At 61.6% G+C, this 26,342-nt stretch carries 22 protein-coding genes; 9 read left to right on the plus strand and 13 right to left on the minus strand.

What is annotated here, in order from left to right:
* Nucleotides 1-57: 57 nt before the first annotated feature.
* On the plus strand, nt 58-1,398 hold the full coding sequence (locus tag J3P90_RS25690) for a hemolysin family protein (protein ID WP_420767116.1): 1,341 nt from the start codon (nt 58-60) through the stop codon (nt 1,396-1,398).
* Nucleotides 1,399-1,582: 184 nt separating this feature from the next.
* Here the strand turns inward: J3P90_RS25690 and J3P90_RS25695 are convergent, their stop codons facing one another.
* The 8 genes from J3P90_RS25695 to J3P90_RS25730 form a co-directional block, all read right to left on the minus strand.
* Nucleotides 1,583-2,479 (minus strand): peptidoglycan DD-metalloendopeptidase family protein, encoded by an 897-nt coding sequence (locus J3P90_RS25695; protein ID WP_434675577.1) that lies wholly within the window; start codon nt 2,477-2,479, stop codon nt 1,583-1,585.
* Nucleotides 2,480-2,727: 248 nt separating this feature from the next.
* Nucleotides 2,728-3,651 (minus strand): response regulator, encoded by a 924-nt coding sequence (locus tag J3P90_RS25700; RefSeq protein WP_434649632.1) that lies wholly within the window; start codon nt 3,649-3,651, stop codon nt 2,728-2,730.
* A gap of 166 nt (nt 3,652-3,817) precedes the next feature.
* A complete protein-coding gene (phoU, locus tag J3P90_RS25705) occupies nt 3,818-4,579 on the minus strand; it encodes a phosphate signaling complex protein PhoU (protein WP_030139132.1) in 762 nt (253 codons plus the stop codon).
* Nucleotides 4,580-4,693: 114 nt separating this feature from the next.
* A complete protein-coding gene (gene pstB / locus J3P90_RS25710) occupies nt 4,694-5,527 on the minus strand; it encodes a phosphate ABC transporter ATP-binding protein PstB (RefSeq protein ID WP_420767113.1) in 834 nt (277 codons plus the stop codon).
* Nucleotides 5,528-5,697: 170 nt separating this feature from the next.
* Complete coding sequence (gene pstA, locus J3P90_RS25715) at nt 5,698-7,368, minus strand: phosphate ABC transporter permease PstA (RefSeq protein ID WP_420767112.1); 1,671 nt, start codon at nt 7,366-7,368, stop codon at nt 5,698-5,700.
* Nucleotides 7,369-7,383: 15 nt separating this feature from the next.
* Nucleotides 7,384-9,417, minus strand: a complete 2,034-nt coding sequence (locus tag J3P90_RS25720) for an ABC transporter permease subunit (RefSeq protein WP_434611693.1) — start codon at nt 9,415-9,417, stop codon at nt 7,384-7,386.
* Between the two features lie 406 nt (nt 9,418-9,823).
* Nucleotides 9,824-10,822, minus strand: coding sequence for a phosphate ABC transporter substrate-binding protein PstS (locus J3P90_RS25725; RefSeq protein ID WP_053127032.1), 999 nt, complete (start codon nt 10,820-10,822; stop codon nt 9,824-9,826).
* Nucleotides 10,823-10,987: 165 nt separating this feature from the next.
* Nucleotides 10,988-12,286, minus strand: coding sequence for an MFS transporter (locus tag J3P90_RS25730; protein WP_420767109.1), 1,299 nt, complete (start codon nt 12,284-12,286; stop codon nt 10,988-10,990).
* Between the two features lie 372 nt (nt 12,287-12,658).
* On the opposite strand from J3P90_RS25730, the gene J3P90_RS25735 reads away from it, so the two are divergent.
* Together J3P90_RS25735 and J3P90_RS25740 are read left to right on the plus strand one after the other, a co-directional pair.
* Nucleotides 12,659-13,063 (plus strand): acyl-CoA thioesterase, encoded by a 405-nt coding sequence (locus tag J3P90_RS25735; RefSeq protein WP_030139126.1) that lies wholly within the window; start codon nt 12,659-12,661, stop codon nt 13,061-13,063.
* Between the two features lie 57 nt (nt 13,064-13,120).
* Nucleotides 13,121-14,020 (plus strand): D-hexose-6-phosphate mutarotase, encoded by a 900-nt coding sequence (locus J3P90_RS25740; RefSeq protein WP_434675578.1) that lies wholly within the window; start codon nt 13,121-13,123, stop codon nt 14,018-14,020.
* A gap of 133 nt (nt 14,021-14,153) precedes the next feature.
* Here the strand turns inward: J3P90_RS25740 and J3P90_RS25745 are convergent, their stop codons facing one another.
* The 5 genes from J3P90_RS25745 to J3P90_RS25765 all read right to left on the minus strand — a co-directional run bounded on the left by J3P90_RS25745 (nt 14,154) and on the right by J3P90_RS25765 (nt 17,964).
* Nucleotides 14,154-14,690: a DUF3299 domain-containing protein gene (locus J3P90_RS25745; RefSeq protein ID WP_082112055.1), complete on the minus strand. Its 537-nt coding sequence runs from the start codon at nt 14,688-14,690 to the stop codon at nt 14,154-14,156.
* 86 nt (nt 14,691-14,776) lie between these two features.
* Nucleotides 14,777-15,022 (minus strand): GlsB/YeaQ/YmgE family stress response membrane protein, encoded by a 246-nt coding sequence (locus J3P90_RS25750; RefSeq protein WP_186611365.1) that lies wholly within the window; start codon nt 15,020-15,022, stop codon nt 14,777-14,779.
* Between the two features lie 102 nt (nt 15,023-15,124).
* Nucleotides 15,125-16,210 carry a 5-(carboxyamino)imidazole ribonucleotide synthase gene (locus tag J3P90_RS25755; RefSeq protein ID WP_420767107.1) on the minus strand — a complete coding sequence of 362 codons (1,086 nt, stop codon included), beginning with the start codon at nt 16,208-16,210 and terminating at the stop codon, nt 15,125-15,127.
* A 12-nt stretch (nt 16,211-16,222) separates the two neighbouring features.
* Nucleotides 16,223-16,714 (minus strand): 5-(carboxyamino)imidazole ribonucleotide mutase, encoded by a 492-nt coding sequence (purE, locus tag J3P90_RS25760; RefSeq protein ID WP_420767106.1) that lies wholly within the window; start codon nt 16,712-16,714, stop codon nt 16,223-16,225.
* Between the two features lie 332 nt (nt 16,715-17,046).
* The gene (locus J3P90_RS25765; RefSeq protein WP_420767105.1) at nt 17,047-17,964 is read right to left on the minus strand and encodes a LysR substrate-binding domain-containing protein; all 918 of its coding nucleotides are present in this window, start codon (nt 17,962-17,964) and stop codon (nt 17,047-17,049) included.
* A 182-nt stretch (nt 17,965-18,146) separates the two neighbouring features.
* Here J3P90_RS25765 and aspA point away from each other — a divergent pair, with 182 nt between their 5' ends.
* The 6 genes from aspA (at nt 18,147) to J3P90_RS25795 (ending at nt 26,336) form a co-directional block, all read left to right on the plus strand.
* Nucleotides 18,147-19,571, plus strand: coding sequence for an aspartate ammonia-lyase (aspA, locus tag J3P90_RS25770; protein WP_030139110.1), 1,425 nt, complete (start codon nt 18,147-18,149; stop codon nt 19,569-19,571).
* A gap of 488 nt (nt 19,572-20,059) precedes the next feature.
* On the plus strand, nt 20,060-21,511 hold the full coding sequence (locus tag J3P90_RS25775) for an alanine/glycine:cation symporter family protein (protein WP_434608791.1): 1,452 nt from the start codon (nt 20,060-20,062) through the stop codon (nt 21,509-21,511).
* 132 nt (nt 21,512-21,643) lie between these two features.
* Complete coding sequence (locus tag J3P90_RS25780; protein WP_434675579.1) at nt 21,644-22,648, plus strand: asparaginase; 1,005 nt, start codon at nt 21,644-21,646, stop codon at nt 22,646-22,648.
* Between the two features lie 219 nt (nt 22,649-22,867).
* On the plus strand, nt 22,868-23,860 hold the full coding sequence (locus J3P90_RS25785; RefSeq protein WP_434675580.1) for an AraC family transcriptional regulator: 993 nt from the start codon (nt 22,868-22,870) through the stop codon (nt 23,858-23,860).
* A gap of 332 nt (nt 23,861-24,192) precedes the next feature.
* Nucleotides 24,193-25,224 carry a histone deacetylase family protein gene (locus J3P90_RS25790; RefSeq protein WP_434675581.1) on the plus strand — a complete coding sequence of 344 codons (1,032 nt, stop codon included), beginning with the start codon at nt 24,193-24,195 and terminating at the stop codon, nt 25,222-25,224.
* Between the two features lie 11 nt (nt 25,225-25,235).
* Nucleotides 25,236-26,336, plus strand: coding sequence for a polyamine ABC transporter substrate-binding protein (locus tag J3P90_RS25795; protein ID WP_434675582.1), 1,101 nt, complete (start codon nt 25,236-25,238; stop codon nt 26,334-26,336).
* The last annotated feature ends 6 nt before the right edge of the window (nt 26,337-26,342 follow it).

A 26,342-nucleotide genomic window follows, 5' to 3' on the forward strand; every position in this document is an offset into this window, starting at 1 on the left:
CCTTTTCAGGCACTGATTTCGAACCTTACGCACTTACGGAACCTGCAAAACTCCATCATGGACCCTTCCCCTGGCTTGTCCCTCGTTACGCTCTTCGCCGAATTCGGCATGATTCTCTTTGCTTTGATCCTGGTCCTGCTCAACGGATTTTTCGTTGCGGCGGAGTTCGCCATGGTCAAGCTGCGCTCGACCCGGGTCGAGGCCATCGCCGAGCAGCATGGCTGGCGTGGGCATATCCTGCGCACTGTCCATAGCCAGCTCGACGCCTACCTGTCGGCTTGCCAGCTGGGTATTACCCTCGCCTCCCTGGGCCTGGGCTGGGTCGGTGAGCCGGCGTTCGCCCATATCCTCGAGCCGTTGCTGGGCGCGATCGGTGTCGAGTCGCCGGAAGTGATCAAGGGCGTGTCGTTCTTCACTGCGTTCTTCATCATTTCCTACCTGCACATCGTGGTCGGCGAGTTGGCGCCCAAATCCTGGGCGATTCGCAAACCCGAGCTGCTGTCCCTGTGGACGGCCGCGCCGTTGTACCTGTTCTACTGGGCCATGTACCCGGCGATCTACCTGCTCAATGCCAGCGCCAACGCCATCCTGCGCATCGCCGGCCAAGGCGAGCCCGGGCCTCATCATGAACACCACTACAGCCGCGAAGAGTTGAAGCTGATCCTGCACTCCAGCCGTGGCCAGGACCCAAGCGACCAAGGCATGCGCGTGCTGGCTTCCGCCGTGGAAATGGGCGAGCTGGAAGTGGTGGACTGGGCCAACTCCCGGGAAGACCTGGTGACGCTGGAGTTCAACGCGCCGCTCAAGGAAATCCTGGCGATGTTCCGCCGCCACAAGTTCAGCCGTTATCCGGTGTACGACAGCGAGCGCCAGGAGTTCGTCGGCCTGCTGCACATCAAGGACCTGCTGCTGGAACTGGCGGCCCTGGATCACATTCCCGAATCGTTCAACCTGGCCGAACTGACCCGGCCATTGGAGCGCGTGTCGCGGCACATGCCGTTGTCGCAATTACTTGAACAATTCCGCAAGGGCGGCTCGCACTTCGCCGTGGTCGAGGAAGCCGATGGCAACATCATCGGCTACCTGACCATGGAAGACGTGTTGGAAGTGCTGGTGGGCGACATCCAGGACGAACACCGCAAGGCCGAGCGCGGCATCCTGGCCTACCAGCCGGGCAAGCTGCTGGTGCGCGGCGACACGCCGCTGTTCAAGGTCGAACGCCTGTTGGGGATCGACCTGGACCACATCGAGGCCGAGACCCTGGCCGGGCTGGTCTATGAAACCCTCAAGCGCGTGCCGGAAGAGGAAGAAGTGCTGGAAGTGGAAGGCCTGCGGATCATCATCAAGAAGATGAAGGGGCCCAAGATCATCCTGGCGAAGGTGTTGATGCTCGATTGAGTGTCAGCCCTGGCATTGAAGGTCCCTGTGGCGAGGGGATTTATCCCCGCTGGGCTGCGAGGCAGCCCTAAAACCTAACAACTCGATGTGGCAGATAGATTGAGTTGGCAGTGTCGGGGCCGCTTCGCGACCCAGCGGGGATAAATCCCCTCGCCACAAAAGCTCCCTCCACAACCCTACAGTGCTACTGCTTGCCCACCGCAAAATTGGGCAGGTCGCCCACCGGTTGGTTGAACTGGTAGGGAATCGACACCAGCCCCAACCCGGTATTGCGCTGCACCACGAAATGCAGGTGCGGGCCGGAGCTGTTGCCGGTGTTTCCCGAGAGCGCCAACGGCGTACCGACCGCCACCCGCTGCCCTTCCCGTACGCTCACCGAGCCCTTTTGCAGGTGCAGATAGACACCCATGGTCCCGTCGTCATGCAGCACGCGCACGAAGTTGCCGGAAGGGTCGGTGCCGCGTCCGGTCTGCGCGTTCTCGGTCTTGACCACCACGCCGCCCCGCGCCGCGATGATCGGCGTGCCCTCGGGCATCGCGATGTCCATGGCGTAGCGGTTCTTGGGACCGTAGTGGCTGTATTGGCCATTGGCACCCTGGCTCAGTCGAAACGGCCCGCCGACCCAGGGCAGCGGGTAGCGATACGCCTGCGCGGTGCCTGCCGGGTCGCCCAGGGAATATTCGAACCTTGGGGTGTACACGAGGGGCCTGCCGGGCCGGGTGGCGGTGAGCAGCGCCAGGCGCAGGTTGCTGCGCGCTGGCATCACCCGACGAATCGGCCGGCTCGGCGCCCCGCTGACGTTGCGCAACCCGACGAAACTCAGCTCGATCTCGACGGGCGCATACAGGTCATTGCGCACGTAAACCGCGTCCGCGCCCTTCTGCTTCTTGATATCGAGGAACACCTGCCGCTCCAGGCGTTCGACCATCCGATCACGGAACACGAACACCTGGGCGCCTTTGCTGGGGCGGTCGCTATAGGAAACCACGCCATTGGCATCGGTGGATTTGTAGATGGTCATGGCCAGGGCCGGGGTGGCGGCCAGGACGAGACCACAGGCGAACAACAACGGCACGAGCATGGGCAAGAATTCTGTCGAAATGAAGGCCTGCAAAGCAGCCTAGCAGCTGGGATGGACCAGCGTAGTCGGCAGATGTTTCAAAAATGGATCAGCGGTCGGTGTTGGAGCTGATGGCCTCTTCGCGAGCAGGCTCGCTCCCACAAGGGATCTGCTGCGGACACAAATTTTGTGACAAACACAGATCAGTGTGGGAGCGAGCTTGCTCCGGGCGGCGATCCGACGAAAGCGGACTGAGGGGCGCCGCCGTATCAGGCGCCCGGTACGAAGTGCTTCTGCGCCGTGCCACGGGCAATCAGGCGGGAGATATAGTCGAGTTTCTGCGGGTCTTTGTCGACGAAGCGGAAGGTCAGTTGCAACCATTCGCTGTCGGGCGTCTGCTCATGGGCGACGATGGCGTGCAGGTAGCCGTTCAGACGAGCGGTCTCGGCGTTGTCGCCCTGTTCCATATCCAGTACCGAGCTTTCCAGCACTTGCGGCAGCGTATCGGTGCGCTTGACCACCAGCAGCGCTTCCTTGAGGCTCAGGGCCTTGATCACGCATTGCTGGGTGCCGCTGGACAGGCGCAACTGGCCTTGGCCACGGTTGGTCGGCGAAGCGGTGGCGGCCGGTGCCTTGACCGGCGGGCTGTTGAGCAAACCACGGGCTGGAGCAGCTGGGGCGGGCACAGGGGCGGCGGGGGCCGACGCAACAGCCGCCGTCGGGGGCTTGCCACCGGTCAGGGCGCTGAGGGAGTCATTGCCAAACGCCGAGTTCATCTTGGTCGGCGCGCTGTTCATGAGTGTGTCGAGCTTGCCAACCTTGTTCAGGGCCTGTTTGACCTTGGTCAGCAGCTGTTCATTGGTGAAAGGCTTGCTGACGTAGCCGGATACGCCGGCCTGGATGGCCTGGACCACGTTCTCCTTGTCGCCACGGCTGGTCACCATCACGAAGGGCATGCCTTTGAGGTTGTCCTGCTGGCGGCACCAGGTCAACAGTTCCAGGCCGGACATCTCCGGCATTTCCCAGTCGCACAGCACCAGGTCGAACGCTTCACGGGCCAGCAGGGCCTGGGCTTTCTTGCCGTTCACCGCGTCTTCGATGCGGATACCTGGGAAGTAGTTGCGCAGGCACTTCTTCACCAAGTCACGAATGAACGAAGCATCGTCCACGACCAACACACTGACCTTACTCATCCAGATACACCTCTAAAAAATCCCGGCAAGCATACCGCCTTACTGATGGCATATTGCCAAAAAGCTTCAGTCACGCCGGGACTTTTCGTTCGCGGGGTGCTGCTTTCGACTAAAAAAAGCGCAAAAAAAAGCCCGACCAGAAGGCCGGGCGCTTTTCTTGGCAATCTTACTTATCGTCAGTTTCACCGGGAACATTAGCGGTTTCGGACGGGGTGCCCTCCACTTCTTCCTTCATCCGCTTGAGCCCCATGTGGCGCACATCGGTGCCACGCACCAGGTAGATGACCAATTCGGAGATGTTGCGCGCATGATCGCCGATACGCTCCAGGGAACGCAGCACCCAGATGATGCTCAACACCCGCGAGATAGAGCGTGGGTCTTCCATCATGTAGGTCGCCAGTTCACGCAGGGCGGTCTTGTATTCGCGGTCGATGATCTTGTCGTACTGCGCCACCGACAGCGCCAGGTCGGCGTCGAAACGGGCAAAGGCGTCCAGCGCGTCGCGGACCATGTTGCGCACCTGGTCGCCAATGTGGCGAACCTCGACGTAACCGCGCGGGGCTTCGCCTTCTTCGCACAATTGGATGGCACGACGGGCGATCTTGGTGGCTTCGTCGCCGATCCGCTCAAGGTCGATCACCGACTTGGAGATGCTGATGATCAGGCGCAGGTCGGAAGCGGCCGGCTGGCGACGGGCAAGGATGCGCAGGCACTCTTCGTCGATGTTGCGTTCCATCTGGTTGATCTGGTCATCGATCTCGCGCACCTGCTGGGCCAGGCCGGAATCGGCCTCGATCAGCGCTGTCACCGCGTCATTGACCTGCTTTTCCACCAGCCCGCCCATCGCCAGCAGGTGGCTGCGCACCTCTTCAAGCTCGGCGTTGAATTGCGCGGAAATGTGATGAGTGAGGCCTTCCTTCGAAATCATGGTTTTGCTCCGCAAAAGCTGTGAGCTGCAAGCTTCAAGCTGCAAGCTGATGTGTGTCGTTACTCGGATCGCTTTTTACTTGCCGCTTGCAGCTTGACGCTTGCGGCTCTAGGGCTAGCCATAGCGACCTGTGATGTAATCCTCGGTCTGCTTCATGGCCGGATTGGTAAACAAGGTATCGGTGTCGCCGAACTCCACCAGCTTGCCCATGTACATGAACGCGGTGTAGTCGGACACACGCGCCGCCTGCTGCATATTGTGGGTCACGATGACGATGGTGAACTTGGACTTGAGCTCGTAGATCAGCTCCTCGACCTTCAGTGTCGAGATCGGGTCCAGTGCCGAGCAAGGTTCGTCGAGCAGCAGGACTTCCGGCTCCACCGCGATGGTGCGGGCGATGACCAGACGTTGCTGCTGACCGCCGGACAGGCCCAGGGCCGAATCGTGCAGGCGATCCTTGACCTCGTCCCACAGCGCCGCGCCCTTGAGGGCCCATTCCACGGCTTCGTCGAGGACCCGCTTCTTGTTGATGCCCTGGATGCGCAGGCCGTAGACCACGTTCTCGTAGATGGTTTTCGGGAACGGGTTGGGCTTCTGGAACACCATGCCAACGCGGCGGCGCAGCTCGGCCACGTCTTCGCCCTTGCGGTAGATGTTGTTGCCGTAGAGGTTGATCTCGCCTTCGACGCGGCAACCGTCCACCAGGTCGTTCATGCGGTTGAAGGTGCGCAGCAAGGTCGACTTGCCGCAGCCCGACGGGCCGATGAACGCGGTGACGCGCTGTTTCGGGATGTTCAGGCTGACGTCGTACAACGCCTGCTTCTGGCCGTAGAACAGGTTCAGGCCGGGCACTTCGATGGCGACGGTTTCCTGAGCCAGGTTCAAGCTCTGCTTGTCGCGGCCCAGGGCCGACATGTTGATGCCGTGTGTGTGTGCTTCGTGTTGCATGGGAGGCTCCCTGTGCTAACAAATTCGGTTCGGTTGGCCAATGAGTGGCCAGGCCAATCTGTGTATGTGTGGGAGCGAGCCTGCTCGCGATTCAGGCGACTCGGTCTGATTTTAGAACCGAGGTGATGCCATCGCGAGCAGGCTCGCTCCCACAGGAAATCGATGTGTAATCAACTATCCAGTGCTTTGTACTTTTCGCGCAGGTGGTTACGAATCCACACCGCCGACAGGTTCAGGATCGCGATCACCAGCACCAGCAGCAGCGCCGTGGCGTAGACCAACGGCCGGGCAGCCTCTACGTTCGGGCTCTGGAAGCCGACGTCATAGATATGGAAGCCCAGGTGCATGATCTTCTGGTCCAGGTGCAGGTACGGGTAGTTGCCATCCAGCGGCAGCGACGGCGCCAGTTTCACCACACCCACCAACATCAACGGCGCAACTTCGCCAGCGGCACGGGCCACCGCGAGGATCATGCCGGTCATCATCGCCGGGCTCGCCATCGGCAGGACGATTTTCCACAGGGTCTCGGCCTTGGTCGCGCCGAGGGCCAGAGAGCCTTCGCGCACGGTACGTGGAATCCTTGCCAGACCTTCTTCGGTGGCGACGATTACCACCGGCACCGCCAGCAACGCCAGGGTCAACGATGCCCAGAGCAGGCCTGGGGTACCGAAAGTCGGCGCCGGCAAGGCTTCGGGGAAGAACAGTCGGTCAACCGAACCGCCCAGCACGTAGACGAAGAAGCCCAGGCCGAACACGCCGTAGACGATGGCCGGGACACCGGCGAGGTTGTTCACCGCAATGCGGATCAGACGGGTCATCGTCCCCTGGCGCGCGTATTCACGCAGGTAAACCGCCGCCAGCACGCCGAACGGCGTCACGATCATTGCCATGATGAGGGTCATCATCACGGTGCCGAAAATCGCCGGGAAGATACCGCCTTCGGTGTTGGCTTCACGCGGATCGTCGCTGAGGAATTCCCAGACCTTGCTGAAATAGAAACCCAGCTTGGTGAGCGTGCCCATGCCGTTTGGCTGGTAGGCATGCACCACTTTGCCGATTTCGATTTCCACTTCCTTGCCGTTGGCATCGCGGGCCGTCAGGCTGTCGCGATTGAACTGGCCATGCAGGTCGGCCAGGCGCGCCTCGATGTCCTTGTAGCGAGCGTTGAGTTCGGCGCGTTCGCTTTCCAGGTCGGCCTGGGCGGCGGCGTCGAGCTTGCCGTCCAGCTCCAGCTTGCGACCGTGCAGGCGGATGCGCTCCAGGCCAGCGTTGATCGCGCCGATGTCGGTTTTTTCCAGGGTCTTGAGCTCGTCGGCCAATTGGTTGACCCGCTCGATACGCGCCTGCAACTGCGGCCACGCCGCTTCGCCCTCGGCGATGACCTTGCCTTGTTCCTTGACGTTGACCAGGTAGCCGTAAAAATTGCCCCACTCGCGGCGCTCAAGGGCCATCAGCTCCGGTGGTGTGGTCTGGTTGGTCAGCCAGTCGCCGACGATCCAGGTGAAGTCGGTGCCGTTGAGGTCACGGTTGCCGACCTTGACCAATTCACGGGTCATGAACTCAGGGCCTTCGTCCGGCACCGGCAGGCCAGCACTTTTCAGGCGCTCGCGAGGCACTTCTTCTTTCTGTACGACTTCGCCTACCACCAGGTGCGCAGGCATGCCCGGCACGTTGTAATTGGCGTGGATCAGGTCCGCCGGCCAGAAGTGGCCGAGGCCGCGCACGGCAATCACCGCCAGCAGGCCAATGGTCATGATGACCGCGATGGACACCGCGCCACCGCTGATCCAGACGCCAGGGGCGCCGCTCTTGAACCATCCTTTCAGGGAGTTCTGTTTCACAGACTTCTACCTTTCTTAAAGCGACGAATATTTCTTGCGCAGACGCTGACGGATCAGCTCGGCGAGGGTGTTCATGACGAAGGTGAACAACAGCAGCACCAAGGCCGACAGGAACAGCACGCGGTAATGGCTGCCCCCGACTTCGGACTCAGGCATTTCAACCGCCACGTTGGCCGCCAGGGTGCGCAGGCCTTCGAACAGGTTCATCTCCATGACCGGCGTGTTACCGGTGGCCATCAGCACGATCATGGTCTCGCCCACCGCGCGGCCCATGCCGATCATCAGCGCCGAGAAGATGCCCGGGCTGGCGGTGAGGATCACCACGCGAGTCATGGTCTGCCACGGCGTGGCGCCGAGGGCCAGAGAGCCCAGGGTCAGGCCGCGCGGCACGCTGAATACGGCGTCTTCGGCAATGGAGTAGATGTTCGGGATCACCGCGAAGCCCATCGCCAGGCCCACCACCAAGGCGTTGCGCTGGTCGTAGGTGATGCCCAGGTCATGGGAAATCCACATGCGCATGTCGCCGCCGAAGAACCAGGCTTCCAGGTACGGGCTCATGTACAGCGAGAGCCAGCCCACGAACAGGATCACTGGGATCAACAGCGCGCTTTCCCAGCCATCCGGGACCCGCAGGCGAATGGATTCCGGCAGGCGGCTGAAGACGAAGCCGGCGACGAGGATGCCGATCGGCAGCAACATCAGCAGGCTGAAGATGCCCGGCAGGTGCCCTTCGACGTACGGCGCCAAAAACAGGCCGGCGAAGAAGCCGAGGATCACCGTCGGCATCGCTTCCATCAGCTCGATCACCGGTTTGACCTTGCGGCGCATGCCCGGCGCCATGAAGTACGCAGTGTAGATCGCGGCGGCAACCGCCAGCGGCGCGGCCAGCAGCATCGCGTAGAACGCGGCCTTCAAGGTGCCGAAGGTCAGCGGCGAAAGGCTCAGCTTGGGTTCGAAGTCAGTGTTGGCGGCGGTCGATTGCCAGACGTATTTGGGTTCGTCGTAGTTTTCGTACCAGACCTTGCTCCACAACGCACTCCAGGACACTTCCGGGTGTGGGTTATCCAGCATCAACGGTTGCAGCTTGCCGCCCTGCTCCACGATCAGGCGGTTGGCCCGTGGGGACATGCCGAACAGACCTTGGCCGTCGACTACCTGGTCCACCAGCAAGGTGCGGTGGGCGGTGCTGTGGAACACGCCGAGCTTGCCGGCGGTGTCGAGGGCCACGAAACCCTTGCGACGCTCTTCGGCGCTGATCTCGACGATGGGCGCGCTGCCCATCTGGAAAGTACGAATCTGTTTGAAGCGCGATTCACCGTCCGGATCGCGAGCCATGAACCACTGGGCCAGGCCACCCTTGGAGTCGCCGATGATCAGCGAAATCCCCCCTACCAACTGGGCGGCCGCGGTGACTTGGGCATCGGCGTTCTCCAGCAGCTTGTAGCGACCGTTCAGGCTCTTTTCCCGCAGGCTGAACACGTCGGCCTGGGCGCGACCGTTGACCACGTACAACCACTGCTGGCGCGGGTCGACGAAAATGTTCTTCACCGGCTCGGTCATCTGCGGCAGGTCGATACGCGTCTGCTCGCTGGTGATTTCGCCGGTCATCATGTTTTCTTCGCTGGTCAGCGACAGCACATACAGCTGCGCGCCACTGGAGCCGGCCAGCAGCAGCGTCGAATCGGTGGCGTTGAGGCTGACGTGTTCCAAAGCCGCGCCCTGCTCGTTCAGCGCGATCGGCGCCTCGCCGTACGGGTATTCGATCGCGGGCGAAATGGTTTTCTTGCCATCGGGGTAACTGACTTTATAAGTGTGGCGGAACACCAGGGCCTGGCCGTTGGACAGGCCGATCGCCACCAATGGGCTGCCGGGCTGGTCTTCACCAATGGACGTCACACTGGCGCCGGCCGGAACCGGCAGGTCGACGCGGCGCAGTTCGGCACCGCTGTCGAGGTTGTAGAACAGCGCCTGGCCCTTGTCGGAGACCCGCATGGCCACTTGGTTCTGCTCTTCGATGGCGATCATCAGCGGCTTGCCGGCGTCTTGCATCCAGGCTGGGGTGATCGAATCCTTGGCGGTCAGGTCCGCGCCCTGGAACAGGGGCAGCACCACGTAGGCGAGGAAAAAGAAAATCAGGGTAATGGCCGCCAGGACGGCGAGGCCGCCCACCAGCACGTACCAGCGGGTCAGGCGATCCTTGAGCGCACGAATGCGGCGCTTGCGTTGCAGCTCAGGCGTATTGAAGTCAATGCGCTTGGGAGGGGAAGTCGTAGTCATTGTGGAGTTGGCCAGATCATTCATGCGCACACCCTAGCGATCCTGTATGACAGAAAGATGACAGCGAAGTGACGCAACAAATCCGCCGCCAGCTAGAAGCGGCAGCGGATGGGGAAATTGGGCGGTGGAAGTGGTCTGCACTCCCACCGCAGCCCGGGCGTTGGCCCGGGCTCAGGTGTTACTGCTTGGCGACGTTGCCGCCTTCCTGCAGGCCCAGGTCAGCCAGTGCCTTGGCGGCAACTTTGGCTGGAACCGGGATGTAGCCGTCCTTGACCACGACTTCCTGGCCTTGCTTGGACAGGATCAGCTTCACGAACTCGGCTTCCAGCGGGGCCAGAGGCTTGTTCGGCGCCTTGTTGACGTAGACGTAGAGGAAACGCGACAGCGGGTACTTGCCGTTCAGAGCGTTTTCTTCGGTGTCTTCGATGAACTCGCCGCCTTCTTTCTTGGCCAGGGCAACGGTTTTCACGCTGGCGGTCTTGTAGCCGATGCCCGAGTAGCCGATGCCGTTAAGCGAGCTGCTGATCGACTGCACAACCGAAGCCGAACCCGGCTGCTCGTTGACGTTTGGCTTGTAGTCGCCCTTGCACAGGGCTTCTTCCTTGAAGTAGCCGTAGGTGCCGGACACCGAGTTGCGACCGAACAGCTGGACTGGCTTGTTGGCCAGGTCGCCGGTCACGCCCAGGTCGCCCCAGGTCTTGACGTCAGCCTTGGCGCCGCACAGGCGAGTCGAGGAGAAGATCGCATCGACCTGGGCCATGGTCAGGTGCTTGATCGGGTTGTCCTTGTGCACGAACACGGCCAGGGCGTCCACGGCAACCGGGATAGCGGTTGGCTTGTAGCCGTACTTCTGTTCGAAGGCCTGCAGCTCGTTGTCTTTCATCTTGCGGCTCATCGGGCCCAGGTTGGCGGTGCCTTCGGTGAGTGCGGGTGGCGCGGTGGAGGAACCGGCGGCCTGAATCTGGATGTTTACGTTCGGGTATTCTTTCTTGTAGTTCTCGGCCCACAAGGTCATCAGGTTGGCCAGGGTATCGGAGCCGACGCTGGACAGGTTGCCCGACACACCAGTGGTCTTGGTGTAGCTCGGGATCGCAGGGTCAACAGCGGCAACCGCGTTGGCAGTCGCAACGCCAGCAGCGACAAAGGTCATTGCCGCCATCAAACGCTTCAGTTTCATGCCTTACTCCTAGCAGATAGGTGTGTTAAGTCGGCCAAGTATTGGGAAGCCGTGTGAACACTCTATGGCTGAAATATGACAATTGGATGAAAGGCCAGCATTGAGGTTTGCAGGATGTTGTGGCGAAGGGATTCATCCCCTCGCCGCAGGGCTGTTCGGCGCCGCTTAGCGGCCTTTCTTCCAAAGATACCCACCGATCACCATCCCGATGCCGCAGATGATCGCGACGTAATACGCCGGCCCCATCGGGCTTTCTTTCAACAGCAGGGTCACGATCATTGGCGTCAAACCGCCGAAGATTGCGTAGGCCAGGTTGTAGGAAAACGATAGCCCACTGAAGCGCACCACGGCCGGGAAGGCATTGACCATGACGTAGGGCACTGCGCCGATGGTGCCCACCAGCAAGCCACTCAAGGCGTAGAGCGGGAACAGCCACTCAGGGTGAGTGAACAGGCTGTGATAGAAGGTCCAGAACGTGATCAACAACAAACCGCTGCCAAACACGAACACCCGGCCGGCACCAAAGCGGTCGGCCAATACACCGGCGCCAATGCAACCGAAACTCAGGAATACGATTGCCAGGCTATTGGCCTGCAGCGCCGTAGTCGGGCTGAAGTGGTGCACCGTCTGCAACACCGTCGGGGTCATCAGGATGACTACGATGACGCCGGCCGACAGCAGCCAAGTCAACAGCATGGAAATGACAATGGCTCCACGATGGTCGCGCAGCACGGCGCGCAACGGCACTTCTTCGGCCAAGGCCTTGCGCAATTGCAGTTCGGCAAACACCGGGGTTTCGTGCAGCCAGCGACGCAGGTACACCGAAAACAGGCCGAACACGCCGCCCAGCAGGAACGGGATTCGCCAAGCGTAATCCGCCACTTCCACCGGCGTATAAATGCTATTGATGGCGGTGGCGACCAACGAACCCAACAGAATCCCCGCCGTCAGGCCGCAGGTCAGGGTGCCGCAGGCGTAGCCGATGTGGCGCGCCGGCACGTGCTCGGAAACGAATACCCAGGCCCCCGGTACCTCGCCACCGATCGCCGCCCCCTGGATCACGCGCATCAGCAACAAGAGAATCGGCGCCCACATGCCGATCTGCGCGTAGGTCGGCAACAAACCCATGATCAAGGTCGGCACGGCCATCATGAAAATGCTCAGGGTGAACATTTTCTTGCGCCCCAGCAGGTCGCCGAAGTGAGCCATGATGATCCCGCCCAGCGGCCGGGCCAGATATCCGGCGGCAAAAATGCCAAACGTTTGCATCAGGCGCAGCCATTCGGGCATTTCAGCGGGGAAGAACAGCTTGCCGACCACGGTGGCGAAGAACACGAAAATAATGAAATCGTAGAACTCCAGCGCGCCGCCCAGGGCAGAAAGCGACAGGGTCTTGTAGTCGTTACGGGTCAGCGGACGGGCGGGTTGTGCGGGCGTCGCCGTGCTCGAAGGCGCAGTGGTCATGGCAAGGGTTTCTCTTATAGTCGGTTCTCGGCCCGACAACACTGATGAGAGCCCGGGCAGGTTCGGCACGATAGCAAATTGTTCGAAAAAGCACATAGAGGCGCGTAATTGACAGTCAAAATCAGAACCCAGTGGTCGTCTCGACGTCTATCGCCCGATATACTCGCAACCTTGCGACACTCTGTAAGGGGTTGCTGTGCGAAAACGCCGTTGGTGATGTAGTACAAGATCAGCCGGTTTCGCAGAGTTTCCCTTTGGCGCGCCTTTACGAAAAACGTGACGAACGTGGCAGTTCGGGCTGAATCGTTTTTTACAAAGACGGCTATTCACCTGAAAGACAAGACAGAGTTACGGGTCAGAGGCACCCCCGGCATGATAGAGCTCGAACAAGAAGATCCAATCCCGCAAGGCGACCTGGCCCTGCAAATCACCGCGCTTCCCCGTGATACCAACGGCTTCGGCGACATTTTCGGCGGCTGGCTGGTGTCCCAGATGGACCTGGCGGGCACTGCGATGGCCAGCAAGGTGGCGGGCGGCCGCGTGGCGACCGTTGCGATTGATCGCATGGCGTTCCTGGTACCGGTGGCGGTGGGTGCGCAGTTGTCCTTCTATACCCAGGCGTTGGAGATCGGCCGCAGCTCGATCCAGATGATGGTCGAGGTGTGGAGCGATGATCCGTTGTCCAGCGAATGGCGCAAGGTCACCGAAGCGGTGTTCGTCTTCGTCGCCATCGACGGCAGTGGCCGCACTCGCTCGGTTCCACCACGCGCCCGTTAAACGCGGGGGCCGTTTTGCGGTCCATTGCAGTCCATGTTCCTGAACGAGATGCGTCCCATGCCTACGCCCAATGTCGAAGCCGTCAAACTGGATGAACTGAACGGTTGGCGCATCCGCCACGGTCAGGCCGAGTTGCTGGTGGCCCAGCAAGGCGCGCATATCCTCAGCTATCAGGTGGATGGCCAGCCGCCGCTGATCTGGCTCAATGACCAGGCTACGTTCAAGGCGGGCAAGAGCATCCGCGCCGGTGTGCCGGTGTGCTGGCCCTGGTTCGGCAACCTGACCCGCAACCCCGACAGCATCCAGGCCATGCGCGTCAGCAATGAACCGGCCACGGCCCACGGCCTGGTGCGAGCGATGGATTGGGAATTGAAAGGCATCGAGGCCGTGGGCGAGCGCCTGAAAATCGAATTCGTGCTGCCCTACCCGGAAAACGGCCTGCCTGGGTGGCCCCATCAGGTCGACCTGACGCTGACCATCGTGATGGATGAGCAACTGCATATCCGCCTCACCAGCCATAACCGAGGCAGCGAGACCGTCAGCCTCAGCCAGGCGCTGCACAGCTATTTCGCGGTCAGCGATGTGCGCAACGTACAGGTCGACGGGGTCGACGACCTGGACTACATCGAGACGCTGGACGACTGGAATACACACACCCAGGCGGGCGACCTGCGCTTCGTCGGTGAAACCGACCGTATCTATCTCGATACCCCACCGACACTGAGCATCGTCGACCCCCATTGGAATCGACGCATAGAACTGACCGCTAGCGGATCACGCTCGGCGGTGATCTGGAACCCCTGGACCGAGCGCGCCAAGGCCTTCAGCGACATGGCCGACGATGGCTGGCAGCGCATGCTTTGCATCGAGACGGCCAACGTGATGGATGATGCGGTGACGTTGTTGCCGGAAGCCAGCCATACCCTTGGCGTGAGTATTTGCAGCAAGCCGCTCTGACACCGCAAGGCTACTGTGGGAGCGAGCTTGCTCGCGATAGCGGACTGACAGTCAACACCCGCGTCGACTGACGCATCGCCATCGCGAGCAAGCTCGCTCCCACAATTGGAACTGTGTCAGGTCAACCGGCCGGTCACAAATCCGCCTCCTGCACCACCCTCACCTTCTCCGCATCCAGCGCATACGCCGCGCTCGCCAGGTCGTTGTCGACCTTCTCGATCTTCAGGGTGCCGGTGACCCACAGCGGCGTATAGATGTCGTCGAGCTTCACGCCCTTGGGATAGCGCACCAGTACCAATTGATTGGGCGGCGGCGGGGGAACGTGGATGCAGGCGCCCGGGTAAGGCACCAGGAAAAACAGCGTACTGCGGCCTTTGGCGTCGGTTTCCAAAGGAACCGGATAGCCGCCAATGCGCAGGTGCTTGTCATTCATCGACGCCACGGTCTTGGTCGAGTACATCACCGCCGGCAAGCCTTTGCTTTGCTTGAGGCCACCTTTTTCGGTGAAGGTGCCACTGGCTTCGGGGGAGTCGTGATCGATCTCGGGCATCGCCTCGAGGGCTTTCTGGTCCGACTTGGGCATCAGTTCGAGCCAGTCGGTTTCCGGTAGCTCGGCGGCGTGGGCCAGGCCACTGCCCAGCAAAAGAAGGGTCAACACTAGACGGCGCATGAAAGGGCTCGGCAAAGAATGGAATGAAACGCCGGGCAGTTTAGCCCTCTCCGTGCGCCGCGCGGAGAGGGCTTCATCAGGTTTGATCAGTTTCTTTTGATCAGGCCGTAGATCACCAGCAACACGATGGCACCCACCAGGGCGCCGATGAAGCCCGCGCCTTCGCCGGCCTGATAGATGCCCAGGGCCTGGCCGCCGTAAGTGGCCGCCAACGAACCGCCGATACCGAGCAGGATAGTCATGATCCAGCCCATGCTGTCATCGCCGGGCTTCAGGAAGCGTGCGAGCAGGCCAACGATCAAGCCGATTAAAATGGTTCCGATGATTCCCATGGCATTTCCCTCTGATTGAACGCTAAGCCAAAACCCTGATCGGGTTTTGGCACTTAGCCATGAGAGAGGTTAGCCGATGAATGGTTCCACCGCCGTTGCAGACTATTGTTCGGCGATCAGCGTTTCGACCTTGATGATCTGCTGGGCCAACGTGGCACGGTCGGCGCAACGCAGGTTGGCGTGGCCAACCTTGCGCCCCACTTTGAAAGCCTTGCCATAGTGATGCAGGTGGCAGTCGGCGATTGCCAGGACTTTCTCGGTGTCCGGCACTTTGCCGATGAAATTCAGCATCGCGCTTTCACCGACCTTGGCGGTCGACCCCAGCGGCAACCCAGCGACCGCCCGCAGGTGGTTTTCGAACTGGCTGCACTCGGCGCCTTCAGTGGTCCAGTGCCCGGAGTTGTGGACACGCGGGGCGATTTCGTTGGCCTTGAGGCCGCCGTCCACTTCGAAGAACTCGAACGCCATCACACCAACGTAGTCAAGCTGCTTGAGCACGCGGCTGGAGTAGTCTTCGGCCAGGGCTTGCAGTGGATGGTCGGTGCTGGCGACGGACAGCTTGAGAATCCCGTCCTTGTGGGTGTTGTGCACCAGCGGGTAGAAGCGGATTTCACCGTCGCGGGCACGCACGGCGATGAGCGAGACTTCACCGGTGAACGGCACGAAACCTTCCAGCAGGCAGCCGACGCTGCCCAGCTCGGCAAAAGTGCCGGCGACATCTTCAGGGTTGCGCAGGACTTTCTGGCCCTTGCCGTCGTAACCCAGGGTACGGGTCTTGAGCACGGCCGGCAGGCCAATTGAAGCGACCGCGGCTTCCAGGTCAGCCTGGGACTGGATGTCGGCAAAGGCCGGCGTCGGGATGCCCAGGTCCTTGAACATGTTCTTTTCGAACCAACGGTCGCGGGCGATACGCAGGGCTTCGGCGCTCGGGTAGACCGGGACGAACTGGGACAGGAAGGCCACGGTTTCAGCCGGGACGCTTTCGAACTCGAAGGTCACCAGGTCGACCTCATCGGCCAATTGGCGCAAGTGATCCTGGTCGCCATAATCGGCCCGCAGGTGTTCACCCAAGGCAGCGGCACAGGCGTCCGGCGCCGGGTCCAGGAAAGCGAAGTTCATCCCCAGCGGCGTACCCGCCAGGGCCAACATGCGACCCAACTGGCCGCCACCGATTACACCGATCTTCATTCTTCAACAACCTCAGGCAATGCGTGGGTCCGGATTGTCCAGGACGCTGTCTGTCTGCTCAGCGCGGAATTTTTTCAGCACGGTATGAAATTGGGGATGCTTGGCGCCCAGGATACTCGCCGACAGCAGGGCGGCATTGATCGCGCCGGCCTTGCCGATGGCCAGGGTAGCGACCGGAATGCCGGCCGGCATCTGCACGATCGATAGCAACGAATCGACACCCGAGAGCATCGAGGACTGCACCGGCACGCCCAGTACTGGCAAATGAGTCTTGGCCGCACACATGCCTGGCAAGTGGGCCGCACCACCGGCGCCGGCGATGATCACTTCGATGCCACGCGCGTCGGCTTCTTCGGCGTACTGGAACAGCAGGTCCGGGGTACGGTGGGCAGACACCACTTTCACCTCGTAAGGGATGCCGAGCTTTTCCAGCATATCGGCGGTGTGGCTAAGGGTGGACCAATCGGACTTGGAGCCCATGATCACGCCAACCAGTGCACTCATCGTCGTGCCTCTTCTCTCTGGGCGCCCTGGGGCGCGTCAAAAAACAACAAGCCACGCAGGAAACCGGCGTGGCTTGTTGTACGAATGATGGCCGGATGAACCGACCGAAGGCCGGGCAGTATACCGAAAACGAAGGATTAAACGCACTTTCGCCGACCATCTGCCTTTTGTGCTGAAGCGGCGGTTTTATTGACTTAGAAGTCAATCTTGCAGCACTGCAGATCCCTGTGTGGGAGCGAGCCTGCTCGCGATAGCGGTGTATCAGTCGAGCAAGTATTGCCTGCAAGTCCGCCATCGCGAGCAGGCTCGCTCCCACAGGGTTTGCAGTGCTATCAAGATCCCGTGACACCCTGCACCACCCCACCCTCGAGCTTGCGCCACAGCAACCGCACATTGGCCTTGCGCACCAGGGCGCAGCGGTACAGGCGAATCTCCAGCGGGACATGCCATTGCGCCCCGCCGCAGATCACCAGCTCGCCCCGGGCCAGTTCGTTTCGCACGCTCAGGTGAGGCACCCAGGCGATGCCCAGCCCTTCCAGGGCCATGCTTTTCAGGCTGTCGGCCATGGCCGTCTCGTACACCGTGGTAAAGCGCAGCGCACGCTGGCGCAGCAATTGGTTCACCGAACGCCCGAGAAATGCCCCCGCGCTGTAGGCCAACAGCGGCACGCTGGCTTCGCCTTCGAGGTCGAACAACGGCCTTGCGTGTGGATCGGCCGCGCACACCGGCAGCATCTCGGTCTGGCCCAAGTGCAACGAAGGGAAAATCTCTGGATCCATCTGCATGGCTGAATCGGGGTCATAAAAAGCCAGCATCAAGTCACAACCACCCTCGCGCAAGGCGTGCACGGCATCGCCGACGTTCGTGGCGACCAGCCGCGTGGCGATGTTCATGCCTTCGTTACGCAGTTGAGCGATCCAACGGGGGAAGAAGCCCAGCGCCAGGGAGTGGGCCGCCGCCACCTGGATGACTTCTCCCTGCCCGCCTTCGAGATGATGCAAATGCCGCAGCACTTCGCCCAATTGCTCGACCACCGTGCGCGCCGTCACCAGAAATAACTGCCCCGCCGCCGTCAATTCGATCGGCGTGCGCGAGCGGTTGACCAGCGTCAGCCCCAGCGCCGCTTCAAGGCTGCGGATCCGTCGGCTGAAGGCCGGTTGCGTCACGAAGCGGCGTTCGGCCGCCTGGGAAAAGCTGCGCGTCGCGGCCAAGGCACTGAAGTCCTCGAGCCATTTGCTTTCTAGATTCATTACCGTCCTCCTGAGGGACGCACCAAAACAGGTCACACGCTCGCCGCACTGTCGGCGTCACACGGGCATTATGCCGAATATGCATAGGCCAGTGTTTAACAGCATTGGCCCAAATTTTTCCGAAAGCCTAGGATTCACAGCGTTCCGGCTCTGACCGGGTCCTTATTGAGATGATTTCCATCATGTCCTCCGCTGCATCATTCCGCACAGAAAAAGACCTGCTTGGCGTACTCGAAGTACCGGCGCAAGCGTATTACGGCATCCAGACCCTACGAGCGATCAACAACTTTCGTCTCTCCGGTGTCCCGATCTCGCATTACCCTAAACTGGTGGTCGGTCTGGCAATGGTCAAGCAAGCCGCCGCTGACGCCAACCGTGAGTTGGGCCAGCTCAGCGAAGCCAAGCACGCCGCGATCAGCGAAGCTTGTGCACGGTTGATCCGCGGAGATTTCCACGAAGAATTCGTGGTGGACATGATCCAGGGCGGCGCCGGCACGTCGACCAACATGAATGCAAACGAAGTCATCGCCAACATCGCGCTGGAGGCCATGGGTCACCAGAAGGGCGAATACCAGTACCTGCACCCCAACAACGACGTGAACATGGCGCAGTCCACCAACGACGCCTACCCGACCGCGATCCGCCTGGGTCTGCTGCTGGGCCACGACGCGTTGCTGGCCAGCCTCGACAGCCTGATCCAGGCATTTGCCGCCAAGGGCGAGGAATTCAGCCACGTCTTGAAAATGGGCCGCACCCAACTGCAAGACGCCGTGCCGATGACCCTCGGCCAGGAATTCCGTGCCTTCGCCACCACCCTGAGCGAAGACCTGGCGCGCCTGAAGACCCTGGCGCCCGAGCTGCTGACCGAAGTGAACCTGGGCGGCACCGCCATCGGCACCGGCATCAATGCCGACCCACGCTATCAGGCCCTGGCCGTACAGCGACTGGCAACCATCAGCGGCCAGCCGCTGGTGCCGGCCGCCGACCTGATCGAAGCCACCTCCGACATGGGCGCCTTCGTGCTGTTCTCCGGCATGCTCAAGCGCACCGCGGTCAAGCTCTCGAAGATCTGCAACGACCTGCGCCTGCTGTCCAGCGGTCCACGCACCGGCATCAACGAAATCAACCTGCCGGCCCGCCAGCCAGGCAGCTCGATCATGCCGGGCAAGGTCAACCCGGTGATTCCGGAAGCGGTCAACCAAGTGGCATTCCAGATCATCGGCAACGACCTGGCCCTGACCATGGCGGCCGAAGGCGGCCAACTGCAACTGAACGTGATGGAGCCGCTGATCGCCTTCAAGATCTTCGACTCGATCCGCCTGCTGCAACGGGCCATGGACATGCTGCGCGAGCACTGCATCGTCGGCATCACCGCCAACGAAGCGCGCTGCCGCGAGCTGGTCGAGCACTCGATCGGCCTGGTCACCGCCCTGAACCCGTACATCGGCTATGAAAACGCCACCCGCATCGCCCGTGTTGCCCTGGAAAGCGGCCGCGGCGTGCTGGAGCTGGTGCGCGAAGAAGGCTTGCTCGACGACGCCATGCTCGACGACATCCTGCGCCCGGAAAACATGATTGCTCCGCGTCTGGTCCCGCTCAAGGCTTGATCGACGCCACCACCGCTCACCAGGTCGAGGGACTAGACACCTCTCACCTTTTGAGGGCTTGGGGACTCGTACCCCAAGCCCTTTTTTTTAACCGTCAACTGAGGCGCCAGCGAAATTTGTAGGAACAAGCCTGCTCGCGACAAACAACGACGCGCTGCCGTTGTACCCCGCGTCGCCAGCCATCGCGAACCGGCTTGCTCCTTCAGGAACCTGACCGAAAGGCCAGGAGATAAAAGGGTTCGTTTCGTCGTATGCACCACAACTGTGCAGACGGGCGTCGCACTGATAGGTATAGTGCCGCCCCTCTTCGCATGGGTGGTCGTCGTCAACGAGGCCTCGAAACGTGCGAAAACCGAACTAATAACAAACCCGCGAAGTGGACCGGGACGAAACATCGCCCCCTCTGTCGAGCCGCGTGCCGACGGATGTAACACGATGTTTCCAAATGGCCAGCATTTGCTTTTAACAAAAAACAGCGAGGAATACTCATGCTCGAAGTCATCAACGACTTCCTCTCAGGGAAAGTGCTGATCGCGCTCATTGTCGGGCTCGGTGGCTACTTCACGATCCGCTCGCGTTTCGTCCAGTTCCGTCATTTCTTTCATATGTTCGCGGTGTTCCGTGACAGCCTGAAAAGCAGCACCGACCAGCTCAGTTCGTTCCAGGCCTTGATGCTCAGCCTGGCCGGCCGCGTCGGCGCGGGCAACATCGCCGGTGTCGGCATTGCGGTGACCCTCGGTGGTCCGGGTGCGGTGTTCTGGATGTGGGTGACCGCGCTGGTCGGCATGTCCAGCAGCTTCTTCGAATGCTCCCTCGGCCAGCTCTACAAGCGCTGCGACTCCGAAGGCCAGTACCGTGGCGGCCCGTCCTATTACATCCAGCACGGCCTGCAGAAGCGCTGGTTGGGCATGATCATGGCATTCCTGCTGCTGATCACCTTTGGCTTCGCCTTCAACGGCCTGCAAGCCCACGCCGTGACTCACTCGTTGAACAACGCCTTTGGCCTCGACACCACCTACACCGGTTTGGGCCTGGCGGTATTGCTGGGCCTGGTGTTCATCGGCGGGATCAAGCGTATCGCCAAAGTGGCCGACCTGCTGGTACCGGTCAAGACCCTGGCGTATATCGCCGTGACCCTCTACGTGATCGTGCTGCAGTTCGAACACGTGCCGGGCATGCTGGCGACTATCGTCAAGAGCGCCTTTGGCCTGGACCAGGCTTTCGGTGGCCTGATTGGCAGCGCCATTGTCATGGGCGTCAAGCGTGGCGTATTCGCCAACGAAGCCGGCCTGGGCAGCGCGCCTAACGTCGCGGCCGTTGCGTCCGTCGAGCACCCGGTCGCCCAAGGCGTGGTCCAGGCGTTCAGCGTGTTCCTGGATACCTTCGTGATCTGCACCTGCACCGCGCTGCTGATCCTGTTGTCGGGCTTCTACACTCCAGGTTTCGAAGGCGACGGCATTGCCCTGACCCAGAACTCCCTGGCGGCCGTGGTCGGTGACTGGGGCCGGGTCTTCATCTCCGTGGCCCTGTCGTTGTTCGTCTTCACCTCGATCCTCTACAACTACTACCTGGGCGAAAACAACCTGCGCTTCATGCTGGGTGAAAACCGCAAGGCGCTGATGGCGTATCGCACCCTGGTCCTGGCACTGATTTTCTGGGGCGCCATCGAGAACCTGGGCACCGTGTTCGCGTTCGCCGACATCACCATGACCCTGCTGGCGTTCGTGAACCTGATCGCGCTGTTCCTGCTGTTCAAAGTCGGCATGCGCATCCTGCGCGACTACGACGACCAGCGCTCGGCCGGCATCAAGGTGCCTGTCTTCGATTCGAGCAAGTTCCCTGACCTGGACCTGGACCGCAAAGCCTGGCCAGCGAGCCCGTCGGCGCCTGCCGCCGATTCCGGCAACGCTCCGGCAAGCCTGGCTGCAGCGCAACGCTGATCAACGGTCTGTTGGAAAAAAACCGGGCGCATCCCCTGCGTCCGGCGTGACACAGCATAAGGTCGGCGTCATGCTCGACCTTATGTTGCGGCAGCGAGTGAAGCTGCTGTTTTCGTCCTCGGAGAACTTCCCATGAATGCCTCGACCTATCCTGCCGCCCAGCACGTCATGGTGCTCTACACCGGCGGCACCATCGGCATGCAAGCCAGCGCCAACGGCCTGGCCCCGGCATCCGGCTTCGAAGCGCGGATGCGCGACTACCTGCACAGCCAACCCGAACTGGTCGTGCCCCAGTGGCGCTTCCGGGAAATGGCGCCGCTGATCGACAGCGCCAACATGACGCCAGCGTACTGGCAGCAACTGCGCGAAGCGGTGGTCGATGCCGTGGATGTGCAAGGCTGCGACAGCGTGCTGATCCTCCACGGCACCGACACGCTGGCCTACAGCGCCGCTGCGATGAGCTTCCAGTTGCTGGGCCTGCATGGGCGGGTCTGCTTCACCGGTTCGATGCTGCCCGCCGGCGTGACCGACAGCGATGCCTGGGAAAACCTCAGCGGCGCGCTGGTCGCCCTCGGCCAAGGCCTGGCGCCGGGCGTACACCTTTATTTCCACGGTGAACTGCTGGCGCCGACCCGTTGCGCGAAAGTGCGCAGCTTCGGCCGTCATCCGTTCAAGCGCCTGGAACGTCAGGGCGGGGGCATCAAGGCGGCTTCCCTGCCAACGCAGCTGAATTACAACCAGCCCAAACACTTGGCGAATGTCGCGGCGTTGCCGCTGTTTCCCGGCATCGGTGCCGAGATCATCGATGGCCTGCTGGGCAGCGGCATCCAGGGCCTGGTGCTGGAGTGCTACGGCAGCGGCACCGGGCCGAGCGACAACCCGGCGTTCCTCGCCAGCCTGGCACGGGCGCGGGACAGCGGCGTGGTGGTCGTGGCGGTGACGCAGTGCCATGAAGGCGGCGTCGAGCTGGACGTGTACGAAGCCGGCAGCCGTTTGCGCGGCGTTGGCGTGCTGTCCGGCGGCGGCATGACCCGCGAGGCGGCGTTCGGCAAGTTGCAGGCATTGATTGGCGCGGGGTTGCCGGTGGATGAGGTTCGCCGGTTGGTTGAGCTGGATCTGTGCGGCGAGCTGAGCTGATCCGAACCTGCACCGAGTTGTGGTGAGTGGCTTTTGTGGCGAGGGAGCTTGCTCCCGCTCGGTTGCGCAGCGACCGCAAGATTTAGGGGGCCGCTTCGCCCGAGGCGTCGGACTGGCCCAGCGGGAGCAAGCTCCCTCGCCACAATGGCAGTGTCCTGGCAGATACCGTTCGGCATACAACTTGCTCCGTCTCCCGTCTCCCCAGGCTGGAAACGGACCATGTTGCATTCCCACCTCACCACCCTCAACGCCGTCTCCCTGGTACTCGATGCCTTCAAGCACGATGGCCTGCCCAGTGATGCATTGCTGGCCGGCAGCGGCATCAGCACGGCGGACTTGAGCCGGGCCGACACGCGCATCACCACCAACCAAGAGATGCAGGTCTGTGCCAACGCCGTGGCCCTCAAGCGCGACATTGGCTTGGAATTGGGGCGCAACATGCACGTTTCTTCCTACGGCATGCTGGGATACGCCCTGCTCACGAGTGCCACCTTAGGTGACGCTTTGCGCCTGGCGTTGCGCTACCCGGCGCTGTTGGGAACACTCTTCGAGCTGGCCTTGGAGGACGACGGCGAGCACATCTGGCTCAGCGCCGGCGACTACCGGGAGAACCCGGCCCTGGCGGTGTTCAACGCCGAGTTCTGCATGGTGTCGCTGAAGGTGATCTGCAACGACCTGCTCGGTCACCCGCTGCCCTTGCGCGCGGCGCGCTTCGAACACTCGGCGCCGGACTACCAGGCGCGCTACGCCTACCTGTTTGACTGCCCGGTGCGCTTCGACAGCTTCGATAACGCCTTCGCCTTCGATCGCTACTGGCTGGAACAACCCTTGCCGCTGGCCGACCCCATCACCCACCAAGCCATGGCCGAACGTTGTCGGCGGCAAAACACGGAATTCACCGGCCGCCAAGCCTGGCTGGGACGAATCCGCCAACTGCTCGGCGCGCAACTGGACGCCGCCCCGGGCCTGGAAGGCCTGGCCGAGCAAATGAACTGCTCGGCGCGCACCCTGCGCCGGCACCTCAAGGACCTGGGTTGCAGCTATCAAGAACTGCTCGATGAACTGCGCTTCGAGCGGGCCAAGCAGATGCTCTGCGAGGATCAGCTGCCGATCTACCGGATCGCCGAACTGCTTGGCTTCAGTGAAACAGCGAGCTTTCGCCATGCCTTCGTGCGCTGGAGCGGCGTGGCGCCGAGTCGGTTCAGGACGTGAAAGTTGGCTTCAACACGATCCCCGTGGCGAGGGAGCTTGCTCCCGCTCGGCGGCGTAGCCGTCGCAAACCGGCTGACGCGGATTATCTATAGAAACGCGTTGGATCGGTTGGGGCGGCTTCGCCCCCCAGCGGGAGCAAGCTCCCTCGCCACGGGTTGTGAAACTGCGAACCCGTCCACGCCCCGAATCGGCTCACACCCGCGCCAACAAGGGGCGATTTACGGTCAAACCTTTTGGCCATTTCGATCCCCTTTTGGCCTCTCCTGCCGTTCTCCGAAACGCTTCGCGCCGCAAGACTGTGTTCCAACGAATCAGCCCTGCGGAGAACAAGAATGCTGACGATCTACTCAGACGATCACCACCTGCACCACGGACGCTGCGAATTGATGGATGGGCAGTTGATGCCCTGTTTCGAAATGCCGTCCCGGGCCGACCATGTGTTGGAGCGGGTCAAGGCTCGGGCGTTGGGGCCGGTGGAGGCGCCGAAGGAATTCGGCCTCGCGCCGATCCAGCGTGTCCACAGCCCGGCGTACCTGGAATTTTTCAAGGGCGCCTGGGAGCGTTGGACCGAGTTCAATCGCGACGGTGACCTGCTGCCCTACACCTGGCCGGCCCGCACCTTGCGCTCGGTGATCCCGACCAGCCTGCACGGCCAGCTCGGCTATTACAGCTTTGATGGAGGAGCGCCGATTACCGCCGGTACCTGGCAAGCGGCGTACAGCGCAGCCCAGGTCGCCCTCACCGCCCAGGCCGACATCCAGCGTGGCGCCCGTAGCGCCTTCGCGTTGTGTCGCCCACCGGGACACCACGCTGCAAGCGACTTGATGGGTGGTTATTGCTACCTCAACAATGCCGCCATCGCAGCACAGGCCTTTCTTGACCAGGGGCACAAAAAGGTTGCGATCCTCGACGTGGACTACCACCACGGCAACGGCACCCAATCGATTTTCTACGAGCGCAGCGACGTGCTGTTCGCGTCGATCCACGGCCACCCGGAGGCCGAGTTCCCATTCTTTCTGGGCTACGAAGATGAGCGCGGCGAAGGTGCCGGCGCGGGCTTTAACTTCAACTACCCTTTGCCGGCGGGCTCGGGTTGGGAAACCTGGAGCGCCGCGCTGGAGCAAGCCTGCGGCGAAGTCCAACGCTACGATGCCGATGTCATCGTCGTGTCTCTGGGCGTGGACACCTTCAAGGAAGATCCGATCTCGCAATTCAAGCTCGACAGCCCGGATTACCTGGCGATGGGCAAACGCATCGCCGCCCTCGGCAAACCGACCTTGTTCGTGATGGAAGGCGGCTACGCAGTGGCAGAAATCGGCATCAACGCCGTGAACGTCCTTGAAGGTTTCCAAAGCGCCCAATGAGGAACAACAGCATGAACAGACTCAAGCGTTTGATGGCCCCGGCCCTGTGCGCCGCGCTGCTGTGTGGCGCCGCTCAGGCCGAGGAGCGCACATTGCGCGTCTACAACTGGTTCGACTACATCACGCCCAAGGCCTTGGATGACTTCAAGGCGCAGAACAGCCAGGTCAAGCTGATCTACGACATCTTCGACACCAACGAAGCCCTGGAGGCCAAGCTGCTGACGGGCAACGCTGGCTACGACGTGGTGGTGCCGTCCAACGTGTTTCTGGCCAAGCAGATCGAAGCCGGGGTGTTCCAGCCCTTGGATCGCAGCAAGCTGCCGAATTGGAACCACCTCGATCCCAAGCTGATGAAGCTGATCGAGGCCAACGACCCAGGCAACAAATTCGCCGTGCCTTACATGTACGGCACCATCCTGATCGGCTTCAACCCGGACAAGGTCAAGGCCGCGCTGGGTGAAAACGCGCCAGTGGACAGCTGGGACCTGATCTTCAAGGAAGAAAACATCAGCAAGCTCAAGCAGTGCGGCGTGGCCTTGCTCGATTCGCCCTCGGAAATCCTGCCCCTGGCCTTGCAGCACCTGGGCCTGGACCCCAACAGCAATAAGCCGGCGGACTACGCCAAGGCCCAAGCGCTGCTGTTGAAGATTCGGCCCTACATCACCTATTTCCACTCCTCCAAATACATGGCGGATATCGCCAACGGCGATATCTGCGTGGCCGTCGGTTATTCCGGCAGCTTCTCCCAGGCGGCCAACCGCGCCAAGGAAGCCAAGAACGGCGTGACGGTGGACATGCGCCTGCCCAAGGAGGGCGCGCCGATCTGGTTCGACATGCTCGCCATTCCTAAAGGGGCGAAAAACCCGGACGACGCCTACACCTTCATCAATTACTTGTTGCAACCGCAGGTGATCGCGCCGATCAGTGATTTTGTCGGTTATCCGAACCCGAACAAAGACGCTACCGAAAGCGTCGACCCAGCGATCCGCGGCAACCCCAACCTGTACCCGACCGAAGCGGCAATGGCGACGCTGTATACGCTTCAACCGTTGCCGAGGGATGCCGAGCGCGCACGCACGCGAGCCTGGACGCGAATCAAATCCGGCCAGTAACCACGT

This window comes from Pseudomonas sp. D3-10, from assembly GCF_051132175.1.
In the GTDB taxonomy this organism is placed as follows: Bacteria; Pseudomonadota; Gammaproteobacteria; order Pseudomonadales; family Pseudomonadaceae; genus Aquipseudomonas.